Origin of the sequence: Arthrobacter sp. efr-133-R2A-120 (assembly GCF_030209835.1) — a bacterium.
In the GTDB taxonomy this organism is placed as follows: Bacteria; Actinomycetota; Actinomycetes; order Actinomycetales; family Micrococcaceae; genus Arthrobacter.
Map to the genome: position 1 here is coordinate 52,759 of NZ_JARVRF010000028.1, position 18,792 is coordinate 71,550.

An 18,792-nucleotide genomic window follows, 5' to 3' on the forward strand; every position below is an offset into this window, starting at 1 on the left:
CGGACCCCCCGAAAATTAGAGAACTGCTGGTTCTCTAAAAGCTACTCTCGGCCACATCGCGGCACAATGCTCAGGAAAGGGAACCGACGGCGGTCCCGCACCTTGGTGCGGGACCGCCGTCGTCATAAGCCGGGTTGCCGGCAGGTGGGCTAGGCCAGGCGGGCCTTCAGGCCGTCGAGCTCGGAGAGCAGCGCTGCCGGCAGGGAACCGCCGAACTTTGCGTACCATTCCTCGATCGATGCCAGTTCGGTCTCCCATTCGGCTGGGTCGACGCGCACTGCGGCTTCCACCTCGGCGGGGGTCATGTCCAGGCCTTCGAGGTCGATGGCCTCACCGGTCGGCACGAAGCCGATGGGAGTCTCGACCGCGTCGGCCTTGCCTTCGAGCCGCTCGATGGCCCACTTGAGGACGCGGGCGTTGTCACCAAAGCCGGGCCAGGCGAAGCCACCCTCGGCAGTGCGGCGGAACCAGTTGACCAGGAAGATCTTGGGCAGTCGCTCCGGGTTGGCCTTGGCGGACAGGTTGACCCAGTGGTTCAGGTAGTCGCCTGCGTCGTAGCCGATGAACGGCAGCATGGCCATCGGGTCGCGACGCACAACGCCAACGGCACCGGCCGCTGCAGCGGTGGTTTCGGAGGACAGCGTGGAACCCATGAAGATGCCGTTGGACCAGTCGCGGGCCTCGGTGACCAGCGGGATAGTGGTCTTGCGGCGGCCGCCGAAGAGGATCGCGGAAAGCTCCACGCCTTCGGGGCTGAAGTATTCCTCGGCCAGCATGTCGATCTGGTCGATCGGCGTGCAGAAGCGCGAGTTCGGGTGCGCTGCAGGCTTGTCGGAATCGGGAGTCCAGGAGTTGCCCTGCCAGTCGGTCAGGTGTGCCGGAGTTTCCTCGGTCATGCCCTCCCACCACACGCCGCCGTCGTCGGTCATCGCGACGTTGGTGAAGATACTGTTGCCCTTGGCGATGGCACGCATGGCATTGGGGTTGGTGCCCCAACCGGTGCCGGGTGCGACGCCGAACAGGCCGGCCTCGGGGTTGACGGCGCGGAGCTCGCCCTCTTTGCCGAAGCGCATCCAGGTGATGTCGTCGCCGAGGGTCTCCACCTTCCAGCCCTTGATGGTGGGGTCGAGCAACGCGAGGTTGGTCTTGCCGCAGGCGGAGGGGAATGCTGCAGAGATGTAGTAGGTCTTCTGCTCCGGGGAAGTCAGCTTCAGGATGAGCATGTGCTCGGCCAGCCAGCCTTCGTCGCGGGCCATGACGGACGCGATGCGCAGGGCGTAGCACTTCTTGCCAAGGAGGGCGTTGCCGCCGTAACCCGAGCCGAAGGACCAAATGGAGCGCTCTTCCGGGAAGTGCACGATCCATTTGTCCGGGTTGCAGGGCCAAGCCACGTCCGTCTGGCCGGCTTCCAAAGGAGCACCCAGGGAGTGCAACGCCGGGACGAAGAAAGCGTCGGTCTGCGTAATGCGCTCAAGGACGTCGGTACCGATGCGGGCCATGATGCGCATCGAGGCAACAACGTAGGCGGAGTCAGTGATCTCGACGCCGAACTTCGGATCTTCGGCATCCAGGTGGCCCATGACGAATGGAATGACGTACATGGTGCGGCCGCGCATGGAGCCGGCGAACAAGCCGCGCAGCTTCTGCTTCATCTCGGCCGGGGCCATCCAGTTGTTGGTGAAGCCTGCATCGCGCTCGTTCTCGGAGCAGATGAAGGTCTGCTCTTCCACACGCGCAACATCGGCGGGATCGGAGAATGCGGCGAAGGAGTTCGGGAAAGTCTCCGGGTTCAGCCTTTTCAGGGTGCCCGCTGCGACGAGTTCGTCGGTCAGCTTCTTATTTTCAGCTTCGCTGCCGTCAACCCAGTGGATGCGGTCCGGCTGTGTCAGCTCGGCTACTTCCTCCACCCAGGCCAACAGGCGTGCATGCGTAGTAGGTGCCTTCTCAAGCAACGGCAGTCGCGCCAGATCGCCCATCGTGGTTCCCTTCCTCGGGTTCAGTGGTGTGTCCTAAATGCTAGGGGTCGCGGAGTAGACCAATCCGGGTCCAGACATAGGATCTCTTGACCATTTCGGAGCAAAACCCCTAAAAATCAAGGATCTGCGTCAACGACTTGCCAAATTTAGTGACCAAGGTCACATAGACCGGTCTAGTTAGGCAGATTACACCGCGCCGATTTGGCACGAACGGGGATCTCGCGTAAAGTTTATTGAGGTTCGAGGGGGGAGCGAGTTTGAAACTCCCGAGAATCACCAAGATGCGCCCATAGCTCAGCTGGATAGAGCGTCTGTCTACGGAACAGAAGGTCAGGGGTTCGAATCCCTTTGGGCGCACAAATGAAGACCCGCACCGGTCCCGGTGCGGGTCTTTTTTCGTTAAATTCCGGGGCCGGGCTGGTTGGCGCGCCTCGTCTCGTGGGTTGCGCGCGCCGTCCTGACCCTCTTTGCCGCCCCACGGCCACCACATGACGAGACTCGCCGTGTCGTAAGCGCTTTCCCAAACCAATGAAGGTCAGGAAGGGCAGCCCTTCAAGAACCCGAAGGACTCCCCCGGCACTACGCGGCCAGCAGACCTCACTCCACGGCGGAGGTGCGTACGATTCTGCTGGATCACAAGCACTCCCCGGGCCCGGCACCCTTGGAATCACACGGCCAGAGACCTTCGGCAGGGGGAATGATCCAGCAGAATCCGACGCCTACCCAGGGCATCGCTCTACGATCCAACGTGCAAGCCGACGCGCGCGCCGTTCTGACCCTCTTTGCCGCCCCATGGCCACCACATGACGAGACTCGCCGTGTCGTAAGCGCTTTCCCAAACCAAAGAAGGTCAGGAAGGGCAGCGTCTCCGGGGGTTGCGCGCAAAAGGCAAGGGCCGCCGTCGTACTTCATGACAAAGTACGACGGCGGCCCTTGCGCTTGGGTGCCAGGCCTTAGACCGCGACGGCCTCGCTGATACGACGGCGGATTCCGTCAAAGTGACGGTTGAGCAGTTCGGCGGCCGCGGTCTTGTCCCCGGTTGCGACGGCGGTGTAGATACTTCGGTGCATGGCAGCGGTGGCAACTAGATCTTCGTTCGCGGAGCCGATCTCCACGTGGATCTTCCGGTAGACCTTCCAGAAAACGCCCATGAGGTTGATGAGGAGCTCGTTATTCAACGGCTCGAACAGCCGGCGGTGGAACTCAGCGTCGGCGGCTACGAAGTTCTCGCCAGCGTGCGCCAGCTCCTCCATCTGCTTGACGGCTTCTTCGATCAGGGCAAGCTGCTCAGTGGTCATCACGTCCATGGAGGAGCCGATCAGCCCCGATTCGAGCGCTTGGCGCACGTCCACGAGTTGCAGCGCCTCGAGCCCCTGGTGGCGCAGCGACAAGCGGCCCCGGAACGTGAGGCCGTCGGCGAGCGCCTCGAAGTTGCTCGGGGCGACGAACATGCCAAAGCCATGGCGGATCTCGATGACACCCAGCGCCTGCAGCACCTTCAGGGATTCGCGAAGGGTATTGCGCCCTACCCCCAACGCCACGGAGAGTTCATTTTCCGTGGGCAAAGGATCGCCCGCCTCGAGCTCGCGTTCGAGGATCAATTCCATAATGTCCGACTGGAGGGCCCTGAGCCGGGCCTGTGCGCTGAACCGCGCCTGCGGAACGACACCGGAAGTGGTCATGGCTCTCCTTGCAAAAGTACCCATCCTTGGCCCGGATCCTTTCAGGACCGGGGACAAGGAATCAGTGCAGTGTTAATGTTGAGGTGAGCCTAGCGCCCACCGTGGATATAGTGCTTCGCAACATACAATATCGGATGTCCCATCTCCTTGATAGATGTTCGCCCTAATTTTTGACCGAGCCCCAGGCCGAACTTCGCAAGGCGAACCGCGGCGCATCGCCAATCGGCAGCACCTGCCGGCGACGCCGCAGTCGCTCGTCGGGTCACCAGTGATCCAAATCTCGCTTGACGACTTCATGTGACCGCCCTTACAGTTTCTTTACGAGCATCGGATGTCCTACATCCGATAACCAGAAAACTTGAATGGTGAGGCATCTTATGAGCAACACGATTAACACCCTGCCGCTGGTCAGCGACGCCAGCCGACGCAACTTCCTCAAGCTGACCGGGGCGATTGGAGCCGCGGCAGCCTTCACGGCCACCCTGTCGGCATGTGGTGGTCCTGCCTCCACCACAACGGGCGCAGCAAACAACACTGCGGCCGTCAACAAGGATCTCACCATCGAAGCAGGCATCTCCTATGCCCTGTCCACGGGTTTCGACCCGATGACGTCCTCCGGAGCCACGCCGCAGGCGGCCAACCTGCACATCTTCGAAGGCCTCGTGGAACTCCACCCCGCTACCCGCGAGCCTTACAACGCGCTGGCCGCCAGCGACCCCAAGAAGGTCAACGACACCACGTACCAGGTGACCATCCGCGACGGCGCCAAGTTCCACAACGGCGCCCCTGTCACCACCGACGATGTTGTCTACTCCTTCACCCGCGTGATGGACCCGGCCAACAAGTCCTTGTTCTCCCAGTTCATTCCCTTCATCAAGGACGTCAAGGCCCTCGATGCCAAGACGGTCGAGTTCTCACTGAAGTACCCTTTCCCCGGCTTCGGACCCCGAATCTCCGTGGTGAAGGTGGTTCCGAAGGCTCTGGCCTCAGCCGATCAGAAGGGATTCGATGCCAAGCCCGTAGGTTCCGGCCCCTACAAGCTGATCTCGGCAGTGAAGGACGACAAGATCGTCTTCGAAGCATTCGCCGACTACAACGGCCCCAAGCCGGCACTCGCCAAGGGCATGACCTGGCTGTTGCTCTCGGACGCGGCAGCCCGTGTCACCGCAGTCCAGTCGGGCCGCGTCCAGGCGATCGAAGACGTCCCCTACCTGGACATGGACGGGCTCAAGTCCAAGACCCGCGTTGAATCCGTGCAGTCCTTCGGCATGCTGTTCCTGATGTTCAACTGCGCCAAGGCCCCGTTCGACAACAAGCTGGTCCGCCAGGCACTCCATTATGGACTGGACAAGGACGCCATCATCAAGAAGGCCTTGTTCGGCAATGCCAAGGCTGCGTCGTCGTACTTCCAAGAGGGCCACCCGGACTACGTCAAGGCCAAGAACGTCTACGGATACGATCCCCAGAAGGCCGCGGACCTCCTCAAGCAGGCCGGCGTGAGCAACCTCGAATTCGAGCTGCTCACCACCGATACTGCCTGGGTCAAGGACGTTGCCCCGCTGATGCTTGAATCCTGGAACAAGATCCCGGGTGTCAAGGTCACCGCAAAGAACCTGCAGTCCGGCGCCTTGTACTCAGACAGGGTTGGCAAGGCCGACTTCTCCGTGGTTGCGGCCCCAGGCGACCCCTCCGTCTTCGGCAACGACGCAGACCTGCTCTTGAGCTGGTTCTACTCCGGCGCCACCTGGATGGCCAAGCGCGCCTACTGGACCACTTCGGAAAGCGCCACCCTCCAGGGCCTGATGGACAAGGGCTCGCAGGCCGCAGCCGCCGACGCGAAGAAGATCACCGGCCAGATCGTGGACCTCGTCTCAGACGAAGTCCCGCTGTACCCGCTCTTCCACCGCCAGCTCCCCAGTGCATGGGACGAAAAGAAGCTCTCAGGCTTCAAGCCGCTGCCCACCACGGGACTGTCCTTCATCGGCGTCGGCCGCACCTCCTAGCCACACCCAACTGGCTCGCATTTGTTGTCGTTTAGACGGCTCAAAACGACACTTACTGCGAGTCAGTTGGGCCCCCGCACCAAAGCAACCGGAGAACAAATTGGTCATGATATTGCGTCTGCTTGGACGCAGGCTCGCAGCATTGCCCCTGATGATCCTGGGCATCACGCTGCTGGTCTTCCTCGTCCTTCAAGCAGCACCAGGCGACCAGGCCAGCACTGCCCTCGGCGAAGGCGCCAGCGAGGCGGCCAAACAGCAGTACCGCCAGGACAACGGCCTGAACGATCCCCTTTTCGTCCAATACTTCCGCTTCCTGGGCAGGCTCCTGCAGCTAGATCTTGGCGTGACCACCCCGCCGTCCAAGTCGGTGGCAAGCATGATCGCCGCGGCCTTCCCGCTGACCCTCCAGCTGACGTTCCTCGGGGTGATCATCGCCGTCATCCTGTCCTTGGTTTTCGGCATCATCGGCGCCCTTTACCGCGACAAATGGCAGGACCAGTTGGTCCGGATCTTCTCCATCGCGGCCATCGCCACCCCGTCCTTCTGGCTTGGCATCCTGCTCATCCAGTGGTTCGCGCTTGGGGACAACCCGCTGTTTCCCTCGGGTGGAATCGCGACGCCGGAGTCCGGCTTCGGCGGTTGGCTCAACTCGATGGCGCTTCCGGCCCTCGCGCTCGGCATTCCGGTCTCCGCTTCCCTGATCCGCGTGGTCCGCACGTCGATGGTGGAGGAACTGGACCGCGACTACGTCCGGACAGCCATCGGCAACGGAGTCCCCTACCGCGAGGTGGTTTCCCGGAACGTCCTGCGCAACGCGCTCGTGACTCCGGTGACCGTGCTGGGACTCAGGATCGGCTACCTCCTGGGCGGCGCCGTCGTGATTGAAATGATCTTCGCCCTTCCCGGCATGGGCCAGCTGATCCTCAACGGCATCACCAACCTGGACGTCAACCTGGTCCAGGGCGTGGTCCTCACCATCTCGGTCACCTTCGTTCTAGTCAACATCGTGGTGGACCTCCTGTACCTGCTCATCAACCCCCGAATCAGGACGGTATAGCCATGCGCAGCAAACTTGCTGAACGGCTCAGCGCCCCGGGCGTCCGCTTCAAGTCCCTCCCCTGGGGATCGCGTTTTGCCCTGTTGTTCCTCGTGGTTATCGCCTTGGCAGCCATCTTCGCTCCGGTCGTCGCGCCCCACGATCCCCTGGAAACGTTCATTCCTGCGCAAGCTCCGGACGGCGACCACTTCTTCGGCACCGACCGCCTGGGCCGCGACATCTTCTCCCGGCTCCTTTACGGCTCACAATCCTCGCTCATGATCGGCCTCGGCGCAGTGGCCCTTGCGATCGTCGTCGGCGCCGTGCTTGGCTCGCTCGCCGCGACGTCCAGCAAGGCCGTCAACGAGATCATCATGCGCCTCATGGACATCCTCATGGCCTTCCCGGGCATCGCCCTCGCGGCAGTGCTCCTGGCGGCGTTCGGCAACTCAGTGCCCACCATCATCGTCGCGATCGCCATCATCTACACCCCGCAGCTCGCCCGCGTGGTCCGCGCCAATGTGCTGTCCCAATACGGTGAAGACTACGTCCGCGCCGAACGCGTGATGGGCGCCGGCCGCGCCTACATCCTGCTCAAGCACATTGTCCGCAACACCGCGGCCCCGGTGCTGGTTTTCGCCACGGTCATGGTGGCCGACGCCATCATCCTCGAAGCATCGCTGTCCTTCCTCGGCGCCGGCGTCCAGGATCCCGCGCCGTCATGGGGCAACGTGATCTCCTACGGCCGCAACCTGGTCCTCTCCGGCGGCTGGTGGGCAACCACCTTCGCCGGCCTCACCATCCTGCTCACCGTGCTTGCGCTGAACATCCTCGCCGAGGGCCTCACTGATGCCATGGTGAATCCGAAGCTGCGGAAGGCACCGGTCGTGAAGGACGACGACGGTGCTGCCGCTGCCTTTGCGGGCGCCGCGATGGCGGGCGCCGCCGTCGATACCGAGATTGCGACGTCGGTGGCCCAGTCTTCCGTGGTGGAACAGCACGAGCTCGACGGCGTTCGCGCCGCCAACGGCGATCCGCTCTCCGAAGAGGACTACGCGGCGTCCGTCCTGAACGATCCGAAGCTCGCGGCAGAGAATCCGCACGCACTGCTCGATACGGAGCTTGAGCTCCTCGCATCGATCGAGGCCAAGCGCACCGATCGACTCCCACAGGTCCCAGCCGACGCCCGGAACGTGCTGGAGATCAAGAACCTGTCCATCCGCTTCCCCGGCCGCTTCGGCGAAACCGCGATCGTGGACAACGTCTCCTTCACCGTCCGCGAAGGGGAAACCATGGGACTGGTGGGCGAATCCGGTTGCGGCAAGTCCATCACGTCCCTCGCGATCATGGGCCTCCTGCCAAAGACCGCCGAGATCACCGGTTCCATCGTCTTCGATGGCAAGGAACTCCTGGATTCCGGCTCGAAGCACAGCAACGCCAAGGCCTACCAGGGCCTGCGCGGCGAACAGATCGCCATGGTGTACCAGGACGCGCTGAGCTCGCTCAACCCGTCCATGAAGATCAAGGAGCAAATGACCCAGCTGACCAGGCGAGGCGGCCGCAAGACCCCTGCCGAGTTGCTGGAAATGGTCAAGCTCGATCCCGTGCGCACGCTCGCCAGCTATCCGCACGAGCTCTCCGGCGGCCAGCGCCAACGCGTGCTGATCGCCATGGCACTCTCCCGCTCGCCGAAGATCGTGGTGGCAGACGAACCCACCACCGCCCTAGACGTCACCGTCCAGAAGCAAGTAGTGGAACTGCTCAACGAACTGCGCGAACAGCTCGGCTTCGCCATGGTCTTCGTCAGCCACGACCTCGCCCTGGTTGCCTCCCTGGCGCACCGGATCACGGTCATGTATGCAGGCCAGGTGGTGGAATCCGCACAAGCTTCGGAGCTCCTGCAGAACCCGCGGCACGAATACACGCGCGGTCTGTTGGGCGCAGTCCTTTCGATCGAGGCCGACGCCGTCCGCCTCCACCAGATCCCCGGCACCGTCCCCTCGCCGCGCGATTTCGCCGCTGGCGACCGCTTTGCGGCACGCTCGTTGAGGCCCGACGCCGACCCGAACCAGCAATTGGTCCTCGCCGTTGTTGAACCCGCGGGCGGCGGAACGGACCGGGACCACTACTGGGCCAGCCACCTGAAGGAGGACGCAAAATGAGTGTTTCAACCGGCAAGCCGGTCATCGAACTGAAAGACGTCAAGGTCCACCACCGGGCCCGCACGGGCGGCCTCTTCCGGCCCAACATCGTCAAGGCAGTCAACGGCGTGGACTTCAGCATCAGCCGCGGCGAAACGGTCGGTATCGTCGGTGAGTCCGGCTGCGGCAAGTCCACGCTCGCTTCAGTGCTCGTGGGACTCCAGGCCCCGACGTCGGGCCAGGTGCTCTTCCACGGCAAGCCGGCCATCAAGCGCAACGCCCGGATGCGCAAGGAATTCGGACGCGCCGTCTCCGTGGTCTTCCAGGACCCCGCCACGGCACTCAATCCGCGCATGACCATCCAGGACATCCTCACCGATCCCCTGCAGGTGCACGGCATCGGCAACGCCGCGTCCCGCTCGGACAAGGTCAAGGAACTGCTGGCCCTCGTGGGCTTGCCGCAATCGGCGGCCGAGGTCACGCCGTCGCAAGTCTCCGGTGGCCAGCGCCAGCGCGTGGCGATCGCCCGCGCACTCGCCTTGGACCCGGACATCATCGTGGCGGACGAGCCGACGTCGGCCCTCGACGTTTCCGTCCGCGCCCAAGTCCTGAACCTGCTGTCCGACCTGAAAACCCAGCTGAACCTCGGCATGGTGTTCATTTCGCACGACATCCAGACCGTCCGCTACGTCTCCGACCGCATCTGCGTCATGTACTTCGGACAGATCGTCGAGGAAGGCCCGGCCGCCCAGATCTTCGACAACCCGAGCAACGACTACACCAAGAAGCTGCTCGGCGCCGCGCCCAGCCTGCTCCACACCTAAGTTTTCCCATCCAGATCCAAGCAACGGAGATTTCTGTGTCTACTCAGTTCCAGGGCGTCATTCCCCCGGTCATCACCCCCCGCCACGCGGACGGCCGCGTTGACACCGCGTCCCTGAAGAACGTCACCAAGCACCTGCTCGACGGCGGTGTGTCCGGCCTCTTCGTGTTGGGCTCCTCCGGCGAGGTCCCCTACATGACCAACGAAGAGCGCGAACTCGCCGTCTCCACGATCGCCGACGCAAACGCCGGTGCCGTGCCCCTGATCGTGGGCGCCAACGAACAAACGACCAACCGCGTCATCGAAGAAGCGCGCAAAGTTGTGGACCTCGGCGCCGACGCAATCGTGGTCACCTCCATGTACTACGCCATCGGCAACGCCCAGGAGACCGAAACCCACTTCCGCAGCATCCACGCTGCCGTGGACAAGCCGATCTTCGCCTACGACGTCCCCGTCCGCACCCACTTCAAGCTGCCCACCGACCTCTTGGTCCGCCTCGGCCGCGACGGCGTGATCGCAGGCGTCAAGGACTCCTCCGGCGACGACGTCTCCTTCCGCCAACTCATCCTCGCAGCCAAGGACATCCCCAACTTCGACATCTTCACAGGCCACGAAATCGTCGTCGACGGCGCCCTCCTCGCAGGCGCCCAAGGCGTAGTCCCCGGCCTCGGCAACGTCGACCCCGCTGGTTACCGCCGCTTGTTCGACGCCACCCAAGACGGAGACTGGACCGCCGCCGCCGCCGAACAAGACCGCCTGGCCGACCTTTTCGACATCGTCTACACCCCCAACGGCCGCGTCTCCGGCGGCGCAGCAGGACTAGGCGCTTTCAAGACCGCCCTCCAGCTCATGGGCATCATCGAATCCAACACGATGAGCGCCCCCATGCTCTCCCTCAACGCCGAAGAAACCTCCGCAATCCGCACGATCCTCGAGCGCAACGGCCTGGTCTAGGAGGGCGGCACCGGCTCGCTCACCGTTCGCGGGTTGCCGGATGTCACCTTCTGTGGGTTGCCTCGGCCGGGTCGTGACGCAGGGCCAGTTTTGCCGTCCCTTAGCGTTCAGCCCCTCCCCAAGCCTCGCAAGCTCGGCTCGGGCCCCTGGGGCTTCTCTTCCTCCCGACGCATCGCTACAGTCGCTGAGCGACTTCCGCAATGCTTTGGTCGGCGATGCGGGACTACACAAAACCGTCCCTCCGCCACTCGGGCGATTGGGTCACCGCTCGCTTCGGGAACGTCAGCATCCGCCGGCTCGGCGTGCGGTCTATGAGTCGACAGTTCGCAACGTCAGGTGAGCTAATCGCCCGAGGCGCCGGGCCGGGGTCTTGCGTAGGCGCGCATCGCCGACCAGAGTCGCCCGAAGGTCGCCCAGCGACCGGAGGGCGACGGCGGGAGGTGTCTAAGCGCCGGCAAGGCCGCGGTTTGGCGCCGCCGCAACCACACCTAACTTGAGCACACACGAAACGCTACGGTCCGCGCTGACTCAGCCACATCAAGGCGTGTCCCAGCAGCAATGAACCCAGCAATCGAACGATCCGGAGGACAAAGCATGATGTACGTGGTCGGGGTTGATCTTGGAGGGACGAAGACTGCCGCGGGGGTCGTGGGGGGCGATGGGGAGGTGTTGTTTTCGGAGCAGATTCCTACGCTGAGTCGGGGTGGGCGCGACGCTATTTTGAGGGCGACCGCGGCGCTCGTAGGGCGGCTCATAAGGCGGGCGGCGGGTGAGGGAATCGACGTCGGGCGTGTTGGCGTGGGTTCGGCCGGGGTCATTGATGCCGTGAACGGTGAGGTGGTTTCGGCGACTGATGCGATCCTGGGGTGGGCCGGGACCAGGTTGACGGCGGGGTTGGCGCAACTCCTTGGCTTGCCTAGGGGGTCAGTCAGCGCGGTCAACGACGTGCATGCGCATGCTCTTGGTGAGGCGTGGCGTGGGGCGGCTGCGGGGTCTTCGAGTTCGCTCATGGTGGCTTTCGGGACGGGTGTGGGCGGCAGCTTCGTGCTGGACGGCGCTCCTGTTTTGGGGCACCACTATGTGGGTGGGCACGTGGGACACTTTGCTTCGCCGTACGCGTATCACGAGGGCAAGGCCCTCCCGTGCGTTTGCGGCGGCTCGGGCCACGTCGAGGCGATCGCTTCGGGCCCGGCCATCCATGAATCCTTCCTCCGTTTCGGCGGCTCCCCCGCGGTCCCTGATACGCGTGCCGTGTTTGCTTTGGCTCACGACGGCGATCGTGCCGACTCGGCTGACAGTGCTGCCGCCATCAAGGCCATCGGCGCGGGCGCGGGTGCTGCCGGGCAGGCGATCGGCGGGCTCGTCAACATCCTCGACCCGGAGACGGTGGTGGTTTCCGGGGGTCTCGCGGATGCGGGAGATTTCTGGTGGAAACCCATGGAACGCGCCCTGCGCAAGGAGCTCATGGCCCCGCTTGCTGACATTCCCGTGCTTCGCGCGGCGCTAGGCAATACCGCGGCCATTGTGGGCGCGGCCAAACTCGTCCTGAACTGACACCCGAACACCCGAACCCCCTCGCAAGGAGACACCCCATGATCCTGACCCCCGATGGCCTCGAAGCCCTCCGCTCGCAGTTGATCGTGTCCTGCCAGGCCTACCCGGGCGAGCCCATGCGCGATCCCCGGACCACCGGCCAGGTGGCGGCGTCGGCGGTTATCGGTGGTGCCGCGGCAGTCCGGGTCCAGGGCATCGCTGACGTCCAATTCACCCGTGCGGCTGTGGAGGTTCCGGTGATCGGGCTCTGGAAGGACGGGCACGACGGCGTGTTCATCACCCCCACGCTCCGGCACGCCCTTGCCGTCGCGAATGCCGGCTCCCACGTCGTGGCTATCGACGGCACGCGACGGACGCGTCCCGACGGCTTGACCCTCAAGCAAACCATTGACGGAATCCACGCCGAATCGCATGCCCTGGTCATGGCTGACTGCGGTTCCTTCGCTGATGCGGTGGCCGCCGTCGAAGCCGGCGCTGACCTGATCGGCACCACCCTGGCTGGGTACACGGGGGAGCGTTCCAAGACCGATGGCCCCGATCTTGAGCTTCTGGCGGAGATAGCCGGCGCCGGACTGGGCAAGCCGCTCATCGCCGAGGGCCGCATCCATACCCCCGCGCAGGCACGTCAGGCCCTCGACGCCGGCGCGTTCGCCGTCGTCGTCGGTACCGCCATCACGCATCCGGCGAGCATCACCGGCTGGTTCAAGGGCGCATTGGAGGCCTGATCCAGCAGAATCCGTCGCCACGTCCCTGATCCCGGCGAGCGTCCGGGCGTAGGCTTCTCCCATGGCTGAGGAGAATATCCGGGAATTCGATGTCATCGTGATCGGCGCCGGGGCCGTGGGTGAGAACGTTGCAGACCGAGTGGTCCGGGGCGGCCTTACCGCGGCCATTGTGGAGGCTGAGCTCGTCGGAGGGGAATGCTCCTACTGGGCCTGCATACCGTCCAAAGCGCTCCTTCGGCCTGGAACGGCGCTGCACACCGCCCAGTCAGTGCCCGGAGCATCGGACTCCGTCACGAAGGTCCTGGATCCCGCACCGGTCCTGAAATACCGCGATTACTTCACCAACAAATGGCAGGACGACGGCGCCGTGCAGTGGCTCGTGGATACGGGGATCGAGCTTATCCGGGGCCGCGCGCGCATCACGGGCCCCCGCGAAGTCCAAGTGGATGGCAAGGACGGCAACAGCTACTCGCTCAAAGCCCATCACGCCGTGGTCGTTGCCACCGGATCCACGCCCGTCATCCCGAAAGTCGACGGCTTGCGGGACGTCCCCTACTGGACAACCCGCGGCGCCACCTCTGCCCGATACATCCCGGCACGTTTCGTGGTGCTGGGCGGCGGGGTTGCCAGCGTCGAACTTGCCCAGGCGTTCGCCCGCTTGGGTTCGTCGGTCACTATCGTTGCGCGGGGCCGATTGCTGAGCGCGTTCCCTGAGGAAGCTGCCGACTTGGTTGCCGCAGGGCTTCGGGCGGACGGCGTCGATCTCCGTCTCGGGACAGACACTACGCTCGTCGAACACAACCCGGACCGCGCCTTCAGCGTCACCCTTGGCGACGGAACAGTCTTGAACTCTGACGAGTTGCTGGTGGCGACTGGCCGGCGGCCGGCCCTTGATAATTTGGGACTCGAGAACGTGGGGCTCGACGCCGAAGAGGGCAAGGCTTTGCGCCTCACCACGGACTCTAGCGGCTTGGTTGAGGGCGCCGCCAGCGACGGGACCAGCGGGCTCTGGCTCTACGCGGCCGGCGATGCCGCGGGATCGGTCTTCCTCACCCATCAGGGCAAGTACGAGGCCCGGGCAACTGGCGACGCCATCGTTGCGCGCGCCAAGGGAACCCTCCACGGCACCCCGAAGCCATGGAGCGCCCTCGCAAAGACAGCCGACGAATACGCGATCCCCAGCGTGGTCTTCACGGATCCGGAAGTGGCATCCGTAGGCCCGAGCCTCAAGCAGGCGCTGCAAAAGGGCATCAACGCAAGCTCGGTGGAACTCCCCATCAATGTGTCCGGCTCCCAGCTGCATTCGGAAAATTACGAAGGCTGGGCGCAACTGGTGGTGGACGAGGACCGGAAGGTGGTGGTGGGCGCGACGTTCGCCGGGCCTGGAGTGGCCGAGCTTTTGCATGGCGCCAGCATCGCGATTGTGGGCGAAGTGCCGTTGGACCGGCTGTGGCATGCGGTGCCGTCGTACCCCACTATCAGCGAGGTGTGGCTGCGACTGTTGGAAAAGTACGGGCTGTAAGCCTGGTAGCGGTTGTGGCGCCGACGGGCCGGGAGGACAATGGCCGCATGGCCGAGCTCGTGGACATTGCCGGACACCCAACGTGGGTCGAAGACCGGGGCGGTCCCGGCGAACCCCTCCTGCTGCTGCACGGCGGCTTGAGCAACAGCGACGATCTGCTCAGGAGCATCGGACCGGGCCTATCGGAGCGGTTCCGGGTGGTCGCCTTCGATCGTCGAGGCCATGGGTATACCGCGGACACAGATGCCGAGTTCCACTACGCTGACATGGCCACCGAGACGGTACGGGTGCTCGAGGACGTCATAGGTGGCCGTGCCCATCTCGTCGGGTGGAGTGATGGTGGGATCGTTGGCCTCCTTGTCGCGCTCCGGCGACCCGAGCTTGTCAGCAAGCTGGTTGTCATTGGCACCAATTACCACTACAACGGCACCGTGCCCTTCGAGATGGACCAGGATTCGCCGATCGCTCAGGAGCTGGGCAAGGCCTACATCGAGCGATCGCCCGACGGGCCGGAACACCTCGAGGTCGTCTTTGGCAAAAGTGTGGCAATGTTCACGTCGGAGCCGGAACTCACCACCACCGACATCGCGCACATCACACAGCCGGTTCTCGTGATGGTCGGTGACGACGACGTGGTCACGTTGCCCCATACCCTCTCGCTGTACGAGGCCCTCCCCCAAGGCCAGCTGGCCGTCATCCCGGGAGCCTCCCACGGGCTTCCCCTGGAACAGCCGGAGGTCGTCACGGGCTTGATAGCCAATTTCCTCGCTGCGGAAGAGCCGCCCCGCACGTTTATGCCCGTGCGCCGCGCGAAGCCTGCCGAGGGGTAGCCACCTGAGAGGACCCCGCCCGGGAACCGCCGAGGCTATTTGAACTGACTGGTCAGTTCAGTTACGATTGGAGCAGATAACCAGTTCTGCGAAAGGTCCAATTGTGCTGTCTGCACAGCAACTCCAGATCGACGGCCGCCGGGACGATCTCCTGCCTCCCACGTCCCTCGAAGCCGGACGCGGCGAGCTCCTCCTGGTCAGCGGCGACGGTCAGGACCAGCGCACGGCATTGGCACTTGCGCTGAGCGGCCGGATGAAGACCAGCAAAGGCCTCCTGAGCTGGGACAACTCGGCGAAAATCAAGAAAGTCCGGGCCGCGAGCGCCCTCATTGACGCTCCCGGCGTCAACGAGCCGGAGCAGCATTTGAGCGTCCGCGACCTCGTCACCGAAGACCTCGCCCTCATCCCCCGCCGCTACCGTGGCGCCCTCCTCAGCAAGCCGTGGCTCAAGGTCAACCGATTCGAGGACATCGCCGGGCTGTGGATTGAGCAGCTCCCCGCGGATCGCCGCCTCGAGCTGCTGACAGCCCTGGCCCTCGCGGACCCCGCCATCGACCTCCTGGTGCTCGATTCCCCGGACCGGCACAGCGCGAACACTGGGGATTGGCTCCCCCGGCTTGAGCAGTTGGCGTACGACGCCGGGCGGCCGCTCGCCGTCGTCGCGGTCGTTTCTGCGCTCCCGGACAACTGGGACGGGCCGGCTGCGGTGATCGGCAACTCGGTCACGCATACGGCACCCGCAGAAGCACCCGCCGAACCCGCTGAAGCCGCAGAAGCCGCGCAAGAAGATCCCGAAGAAGTACCCGCAACCCTGCAAAGGACCGCAAAGTGACTGTTCTGCGGCTGGCCCGCTCCGAACTCAAGCGCATGACCGGCGGGCTCCTGCCTAAGCTGACCATCCTCGCCCTGACCATGGTGCCCCTGCTCTACGGAGCCGTGTACCTTTACGCGAACTGGGATCCATACGGCAACCTCAACCAGATCGACGCCGCGCTGGTCGTCGAGGACACGGGAGCCAAGCCGGCAAGCGGCCCGGAACTGCAGGCAGGCCAGAAGGTTGCCGACAGCCTCGTGGAGGGCCACGTCTTCAACTGGCAGCGGGTGACCACCACGGCCGAAGCCGACGCCGGTGTGGAATCCGGCAAGTACGCCTTCGCCCTGAAGATCCCGAAGGACTTCTCGGCCAATTTGGTCTCGCCGGGCAGCTTCGACGCCGCCAACCAGGCGATGCTCAACGTCACCACCAATGACGCGAACAACTACCTCCTCAGCACCATCGTCGACAAACTCACCACCGCGGTTCACTCCACGGTGGCCAAGGAAGTCGGCGAGGAAACCGCCAACCAGCTCCTCACAGGCTTCGGCACCATCCACGCTTCGATCGTCAAGGCGTCCGACGGCGCCTCCCAACTTGCCGACGGCGTCGGGAAGCTCAGCGATGGCGCGGCAACCCTCCATGACGGCACCAGCAAGCTCAGCAGCGGCGCGTCCGAACTCCTGGCGGGCCAAAACAAGTTGCGCGACGGCGCGAATCAGCTGAACGACGGTGCCGGGCAGCTGAGCGCGGGCCTCACGGAGCTGAAGAACAAGACCGCATCCCTCCCGGCCGACTCCCAGAAGCTCGCCGACGGCGCCGCCCAAGTAGCCGCCGGGAACGCGCAGCTGAACGCGAAAGTCCAGGACGTCGTCGGGCAGCTTTCAGCGTTCGACGCCGGGGCGCGGGACCGCGTAGTAGGCAGCACCCAGAAACTCGTGGCTAGTGGTGTCATCACCCAGGACCAGGCCAACAAGATCTTGGCCGACTTCGACACCGCCGCCGCGTCCGGCCCGGTTACTGACGCGAAGGCCAAGATCTCGGCGGATGCCTCGCAGATCCAACAGCTTTCAGACGGGTCGGCCGCAGTCAGTGCGGGCGCAGCCAAGCTTGCGGGCGCCACCCCGGCGCTGACGGGCGCCATCGGCCAGGCCTCGGCAGGCGCGGACCAGCTCAGCTCCGGCGCTGCCACGCTCGCCGCCGGTGAACAGTCCGCCGTCAACGGCACGGCGGCCCTCGCGGACGGTGCCGCGAAGCTCGACGACGGCGCGGCGCAGCTTGCCAGCGGGGCCGCCACGGCCGCGGACGGATCCCGTACCTTGGCGAGCGAGTTGGCGAAGGGCGCCGGAAAGGTCCCGAACCCGAACGACGCCCAAAAGAGCGAGGTGTCCAAGGTGATCGCAGACCCTGTTGCGGTCAACAATGTCTCGCAGGCCAAGGCAGGTTCCTATGGCGCGGGCCTGGCCCCGTTCTTCCTGACGCTGTCCCTCTGGATCGGTGTGTTCATGCTGGTCCAGGCGATGCGTCCGATCACCCAGCGGGCATTGGCCTCGAACGCTCCGTCGTGGAAAATCGCGGTCGGCGGCTGGCTCCCGTTCTTCGTGGTGTCCGTGCTGCAGGCGAGCATCCTCACCCTTGTGGTGGACCTGGGGCTGGGACTCAACGCGGCGCACCCCGTGTGGATGTGGTTGTTCATGCTGGCTGCGGTCATGGCGTTCACGGCCCTCATCCAGGGCATCGTGGCTTTGCTGGGAACTCCTGGAAAGTTCGTCGTGCTGATCCTCTTGGTCCTGCAGTTGGTGTCTTCCGGCGGAACATTCCCCTGGCAAACCACCCCCATGCCGCTGCATGTTGTGCACGAGATCATGCCGATGGGCTACGTAGTGACCGGCATGCGGCACTTGATCTATGGCGGTGACTTGTCCATGATCTGGCCGATTGTCCTGGGCCTGCTTGGCTACACTGTGCTGGGAGCCGCGCTTTCGACGCTGGCTGTCCGTAAACACAAGTTCTGGACCCTCAAGTCCCTGAAGCCGGAGATCGCGGTATGAGCATGCAGGACCCTGAGATTCCGGAGAAGAAGCTCCGCCCGGCCCGCACCAACGCGACCAAGCAGCGCCTCTTCGACGCTTCCATGGAACTGATCGGCGAGCGCGGCGCAGCAGGCGTGACGGTGGACGAGATCGCGGCCGCAGCCGGGGTGTCCAAGGGAACGGTCTATTACAACTTCGGCAGCAAGTCCGATCTGATCGCACAGTTGCTGCGCCACGGCGTCGACATCATGCTCGGCCGGCTCCAGACCATTGAAGGCCTGCACGCCGATCCGCTCGAGGCCATGGAGGCCATGCTCGGCCAGGCCATGGACTTCATGGACGACTACCCGTCCTTCGCGCGGCTCTGGATCAGTGAGAACTGGCGGACGCCCAGCGAATGGGGCAAGCTCTTCGTCGAACTCCGCAGCGAGTTGTTGGCCGTGATCGGAGCGGCCATCGAAAAGGTCGTCAGCACCTACACCGTGGATACGGGCATTGCCCGGGGCAGCCTCGAGGCGGCGATGTTCGGAGCGATCTTCGTGGTGGGCCTTGACCGGCAGACGTACAACCCCGAGCGCACGCGCGAGCAGAGCATAGCGGCCATCATGACCATCATGCGCGGCTACGTGCTGCGGTAACGGTATGGCAACTGGTGCGTCTTGGGGCGTGGCGCTGCCTGCCGGTCAGGGATGATTAATC

At 64.4% G+C, this 18,792-nt stretch carries 14 protein-coding genes and 1 tRNA gene; 13 read left to right on the forward strand and 2 right to left on the reverse strand.

Features of this window, described 5'->3' with window-relative positions:
* Positions 1-149: 149 nt before the first annotated feature.
* On the reverse strand, positions 150-1,976 hold the full coding sequence (locus QRN52_RS14120) for a phosphoenolpyruvate carboxykinase (GTP) (protein ID WP_284753450.1): 1,827 nt from the start codon (positions 1,974-1,976) through the stop codon (positions 150-152).
* A 283-nt stretch (positions 1,977-2,259) separates the two neighbouring features.
* Between QRN52_RS14120 and QRN52_RS14125 the strand changes: the two genes are divergently transcribed.
* Positions 2,260-2,333 (forward strand) — tRNA-Arg (locus tag QRN52_RS14125).
* A gap of 596 nt (positions 2,334-2,929) precedes the next feature.
* On the opposite strand, the gene QRN52_RS14130 is transcribed toward QRN52_RS14125, so the two are convergent.
* On the reverse strand, positions 2,930-3,658 hold the full coding sequence (locus QRN52_RS14130; protein WP_284753451.1) for a FadR/GntR family transcriptional regulator: 729 nt from the start codon (positions 3,656-3,658) through the stop codon (positions 2,930-2,932).
* A gap of 362 nt (positions 3,659-4,020) precedes the next feature.
* Between QRN52_RS14130 and QRN52_RS14135 the strand changes: the two genes are divergently transcribed.
* From QRN52_RS14135 to QRN52_RS14190, 12 genes are all read left to right on the forward strand, one after another.
* Positions 4,021-5,661, forward strand: a complete 1,641-nt coding sequence (locus QRN52_RS14135) for an ABC transporter substrate-binding protein (protein WP_284753452.1) — start codon at positions 4,021-4,023, stop codon at positions 5,659-5,661.
* Between the two features lie 100 nt (positions 5,662-5,761).
* Positions 5,762-6,718, forward strand: coding sequence for an ABC transporter permease (locus QRN52_RS14140; protein ID WP_390281171.1), 957 nt, complete (start codon positions 5,762-5,764; stop codon positions 6,716-6,718).
* A gap of 2 nt (positions 6,719-6,720) precedes the next feature.
* Positions 6,721-8,859: a dipeptide/oligopeptide/nickel ABC transporter permease/ATP-binding protein gene (locus tag QRN52_RS14145; protein ID WP_284753454.1), complete on the forward strand. Its 2,139-nt coding sequence runs from the start codon at positions 6,721-6,723 to the stop codon at positions 8,857-8,859.
* Positions 8,856-9,662 carry an ATP-binding cassette domain-containing protein gene (locus QRN52_RS14150; protein ID WP_284753455.1) on the forward strand — a complete coding sequence of 269 codons (807 nt, stop codon included), beginning with the start codon at positions 8,856-8,858 and terminating at the stop codon, positions 9,660-9,662. The genes QRN52_RS14145 and QRN52_RS14150 overlap by 4 nt, the downstream gene beginning before the upstream one ends.
* 35 nt (positions 9,663-9,697) lie before the next feature.
* Positions 9,698-10,615, forward strand: coding sequence for a dihydrodipicolinate synthase family protein (locus QRN52_RS14155; protein WP_284753456.1), 918 nt, complete (start codon positions 9,698-9,700; stop codon positions 10,613-10,615).
* A gap of 594 nt (positions 10,616-11,209) precedes the next feature.
* Positions 11,210-12,169, forward strand: a complete 960-nt coding sequence (locus QRN52_RS14160) for an ROK family protein (protein WP_284753457.1) — start codon at positions 11,210-11,212, stop codon at positions 12,167-12,169.
* A gap of 38 nt (positions 12,170-12,207) precedes the next feature.
* The gene (locus QRN52_RS14165) at positions 12,208-12,894 is read left to right on the forward strand and encodes an N-acetylmannosamine-6-phosphate 2-epimerase (RefSeq protein ID WP_284753458.1); all 687 of its coding nucleotides are present in this window, start codon (positions 12,208-12,210) and stop codon (positions 12,892-12,894) included.
* Positions 12,895-12,955: 61 nt separating this feature from the next.
* Positions 12,956-14,416, forward strand: a complete 1,461-nt coding sequence (locus tag QRN52_RS14170; RefSeq protein WP_284753459.1) for a dihydrolipoyl dehydrogenase family protein — start codon at positions 12,956-12,958, stop codon at positions 14,414-14,416.
* Between the two features lie 47 nt (positions 14,417-14,463).
* Positions 14,464-15,246, forward strand: coding sequence for an alpha/beta fold hydrolase (locus QRN52_RS14175; RefSeq protein ID WP_284753460.1), 783 nt, complete (start codon positions 14,464-14,466; stop codon positions 15,244-15,246).
* A gap of 103 nt (positions 15,247-15,349) precedes the next feature.
* Positions 15,350-16,078 carry an ABC transporter ATP-binding protein gene (locus QRN52_RS14180; RefSeq protein ID WP_284753462.1) on the forward strand — a complete coding sequence of 243 codons (729 nt, stop codon included), beginning with the start codon at positions 15,350-15,352 and terminating at the stop codon, positions 16,076-16,078.
* Positions 16,075-18,111, forward strand: coding sequence for a YhgE/Pip family protein (locus QRN52_RS14185; RefSeq protein ID WP_284753463.1), 2,037 nt, complete (start codon positions 16,075-16,077; stop codon positions 18,109-18,111). Before QRN52_RS14180 ends, QRN52_RS14185 begins: the two co-directional genes overlap by 4 nt.
* Positions 18,108-18,731 (forward strand): TetR/AcrR family transcriptional regulator, encoded by a 624-nt coding sequence (locus QRN52_RS14190; protein ID WP_284753465.1) that lies wholly within the window; start codon positions 18,108-18,110, stop codon positions 18,729-18,731. The genes QRN52_RS14185 and QRN52_RS14190 overlap by 4 nt, the downstream gene beginning before the upstream one ends.
* Positions 18,732-18,792: the final 61 nt, after the last annotated feature.

Bases quoted from the DNA above. Each gene is read 5' to 3' on its own strand.
- QRN52_RS14160 (WP_284753457.1), top strand. From the start codon at position 11,210: ATGATGTACGTGGTCGGGGTTGATCTTGGAGGGACGAAGACTGCCGCG.
- QRN52_RS14170 (WP_284753459.1), top strand. From the start codon at position 12,956: ATGGCTGAGGAGAATATCCGGGAATTCGATGTCATCGTGATCGGCGCC.
- QRN52_RS14135 (WP_284753452.1), top strand. From the start codon at position 4,021: ATGGTGAGGCATCTTATGAGCAACACGATTAACACCCTGCCGCTGGTC.
- QRN52_RS14190 (WP_284753465.1), top strand. From the start codon at position 18,108: ATGAGCATGCAGGACCCTGAGATTCCGGAGAAGAAGCTCCGCCCGGCC.
- QRN52_RS14120 (WP_284753450.1), bottom strand. From the start codon at position 1,976: ATGGGCGATCTGGCGCGACTGCCGTTGCTTGAGAAGGCACCTACTACG.
- QRN52_RS14165 (WP_284753458.1), top strand. From the start codon at position 12,208: ATGATCCTGACCCCCGATGGCCTCGAAGCCCTCCGCTCGCAGTTGATC.
- QRN52_RS14175 (WP_284753460.1), top strand. From the start codon at position 14,464: ATGGCCGAGCTCGTGGACATTGCCGGACACCCAACGTGGGTCGAAGAC.
- QRN52_RS14130 (WP_284753451.1), bottom strand. From the start codon at position 3,658: ATGACCACTTCCGGTGTCGTTCCGCAGGCGCGGTTCAGCGCACAGGCC.
- QRN52_RS14150 (WP_284753455.1), top strand. From the start codon at position 8,856: ATGAGTGTTTCAACCGGCAAGCCGGTCATCGAACTGAAAGACGTCAAG.
- QRN52_RS14145 (WP_284753454.1), top strand. From the start codon at position 6,721: ATGCGCAGCAAACTTGCTGAACGGCTCAGCGCCCCGGGCGTCCGCTTC.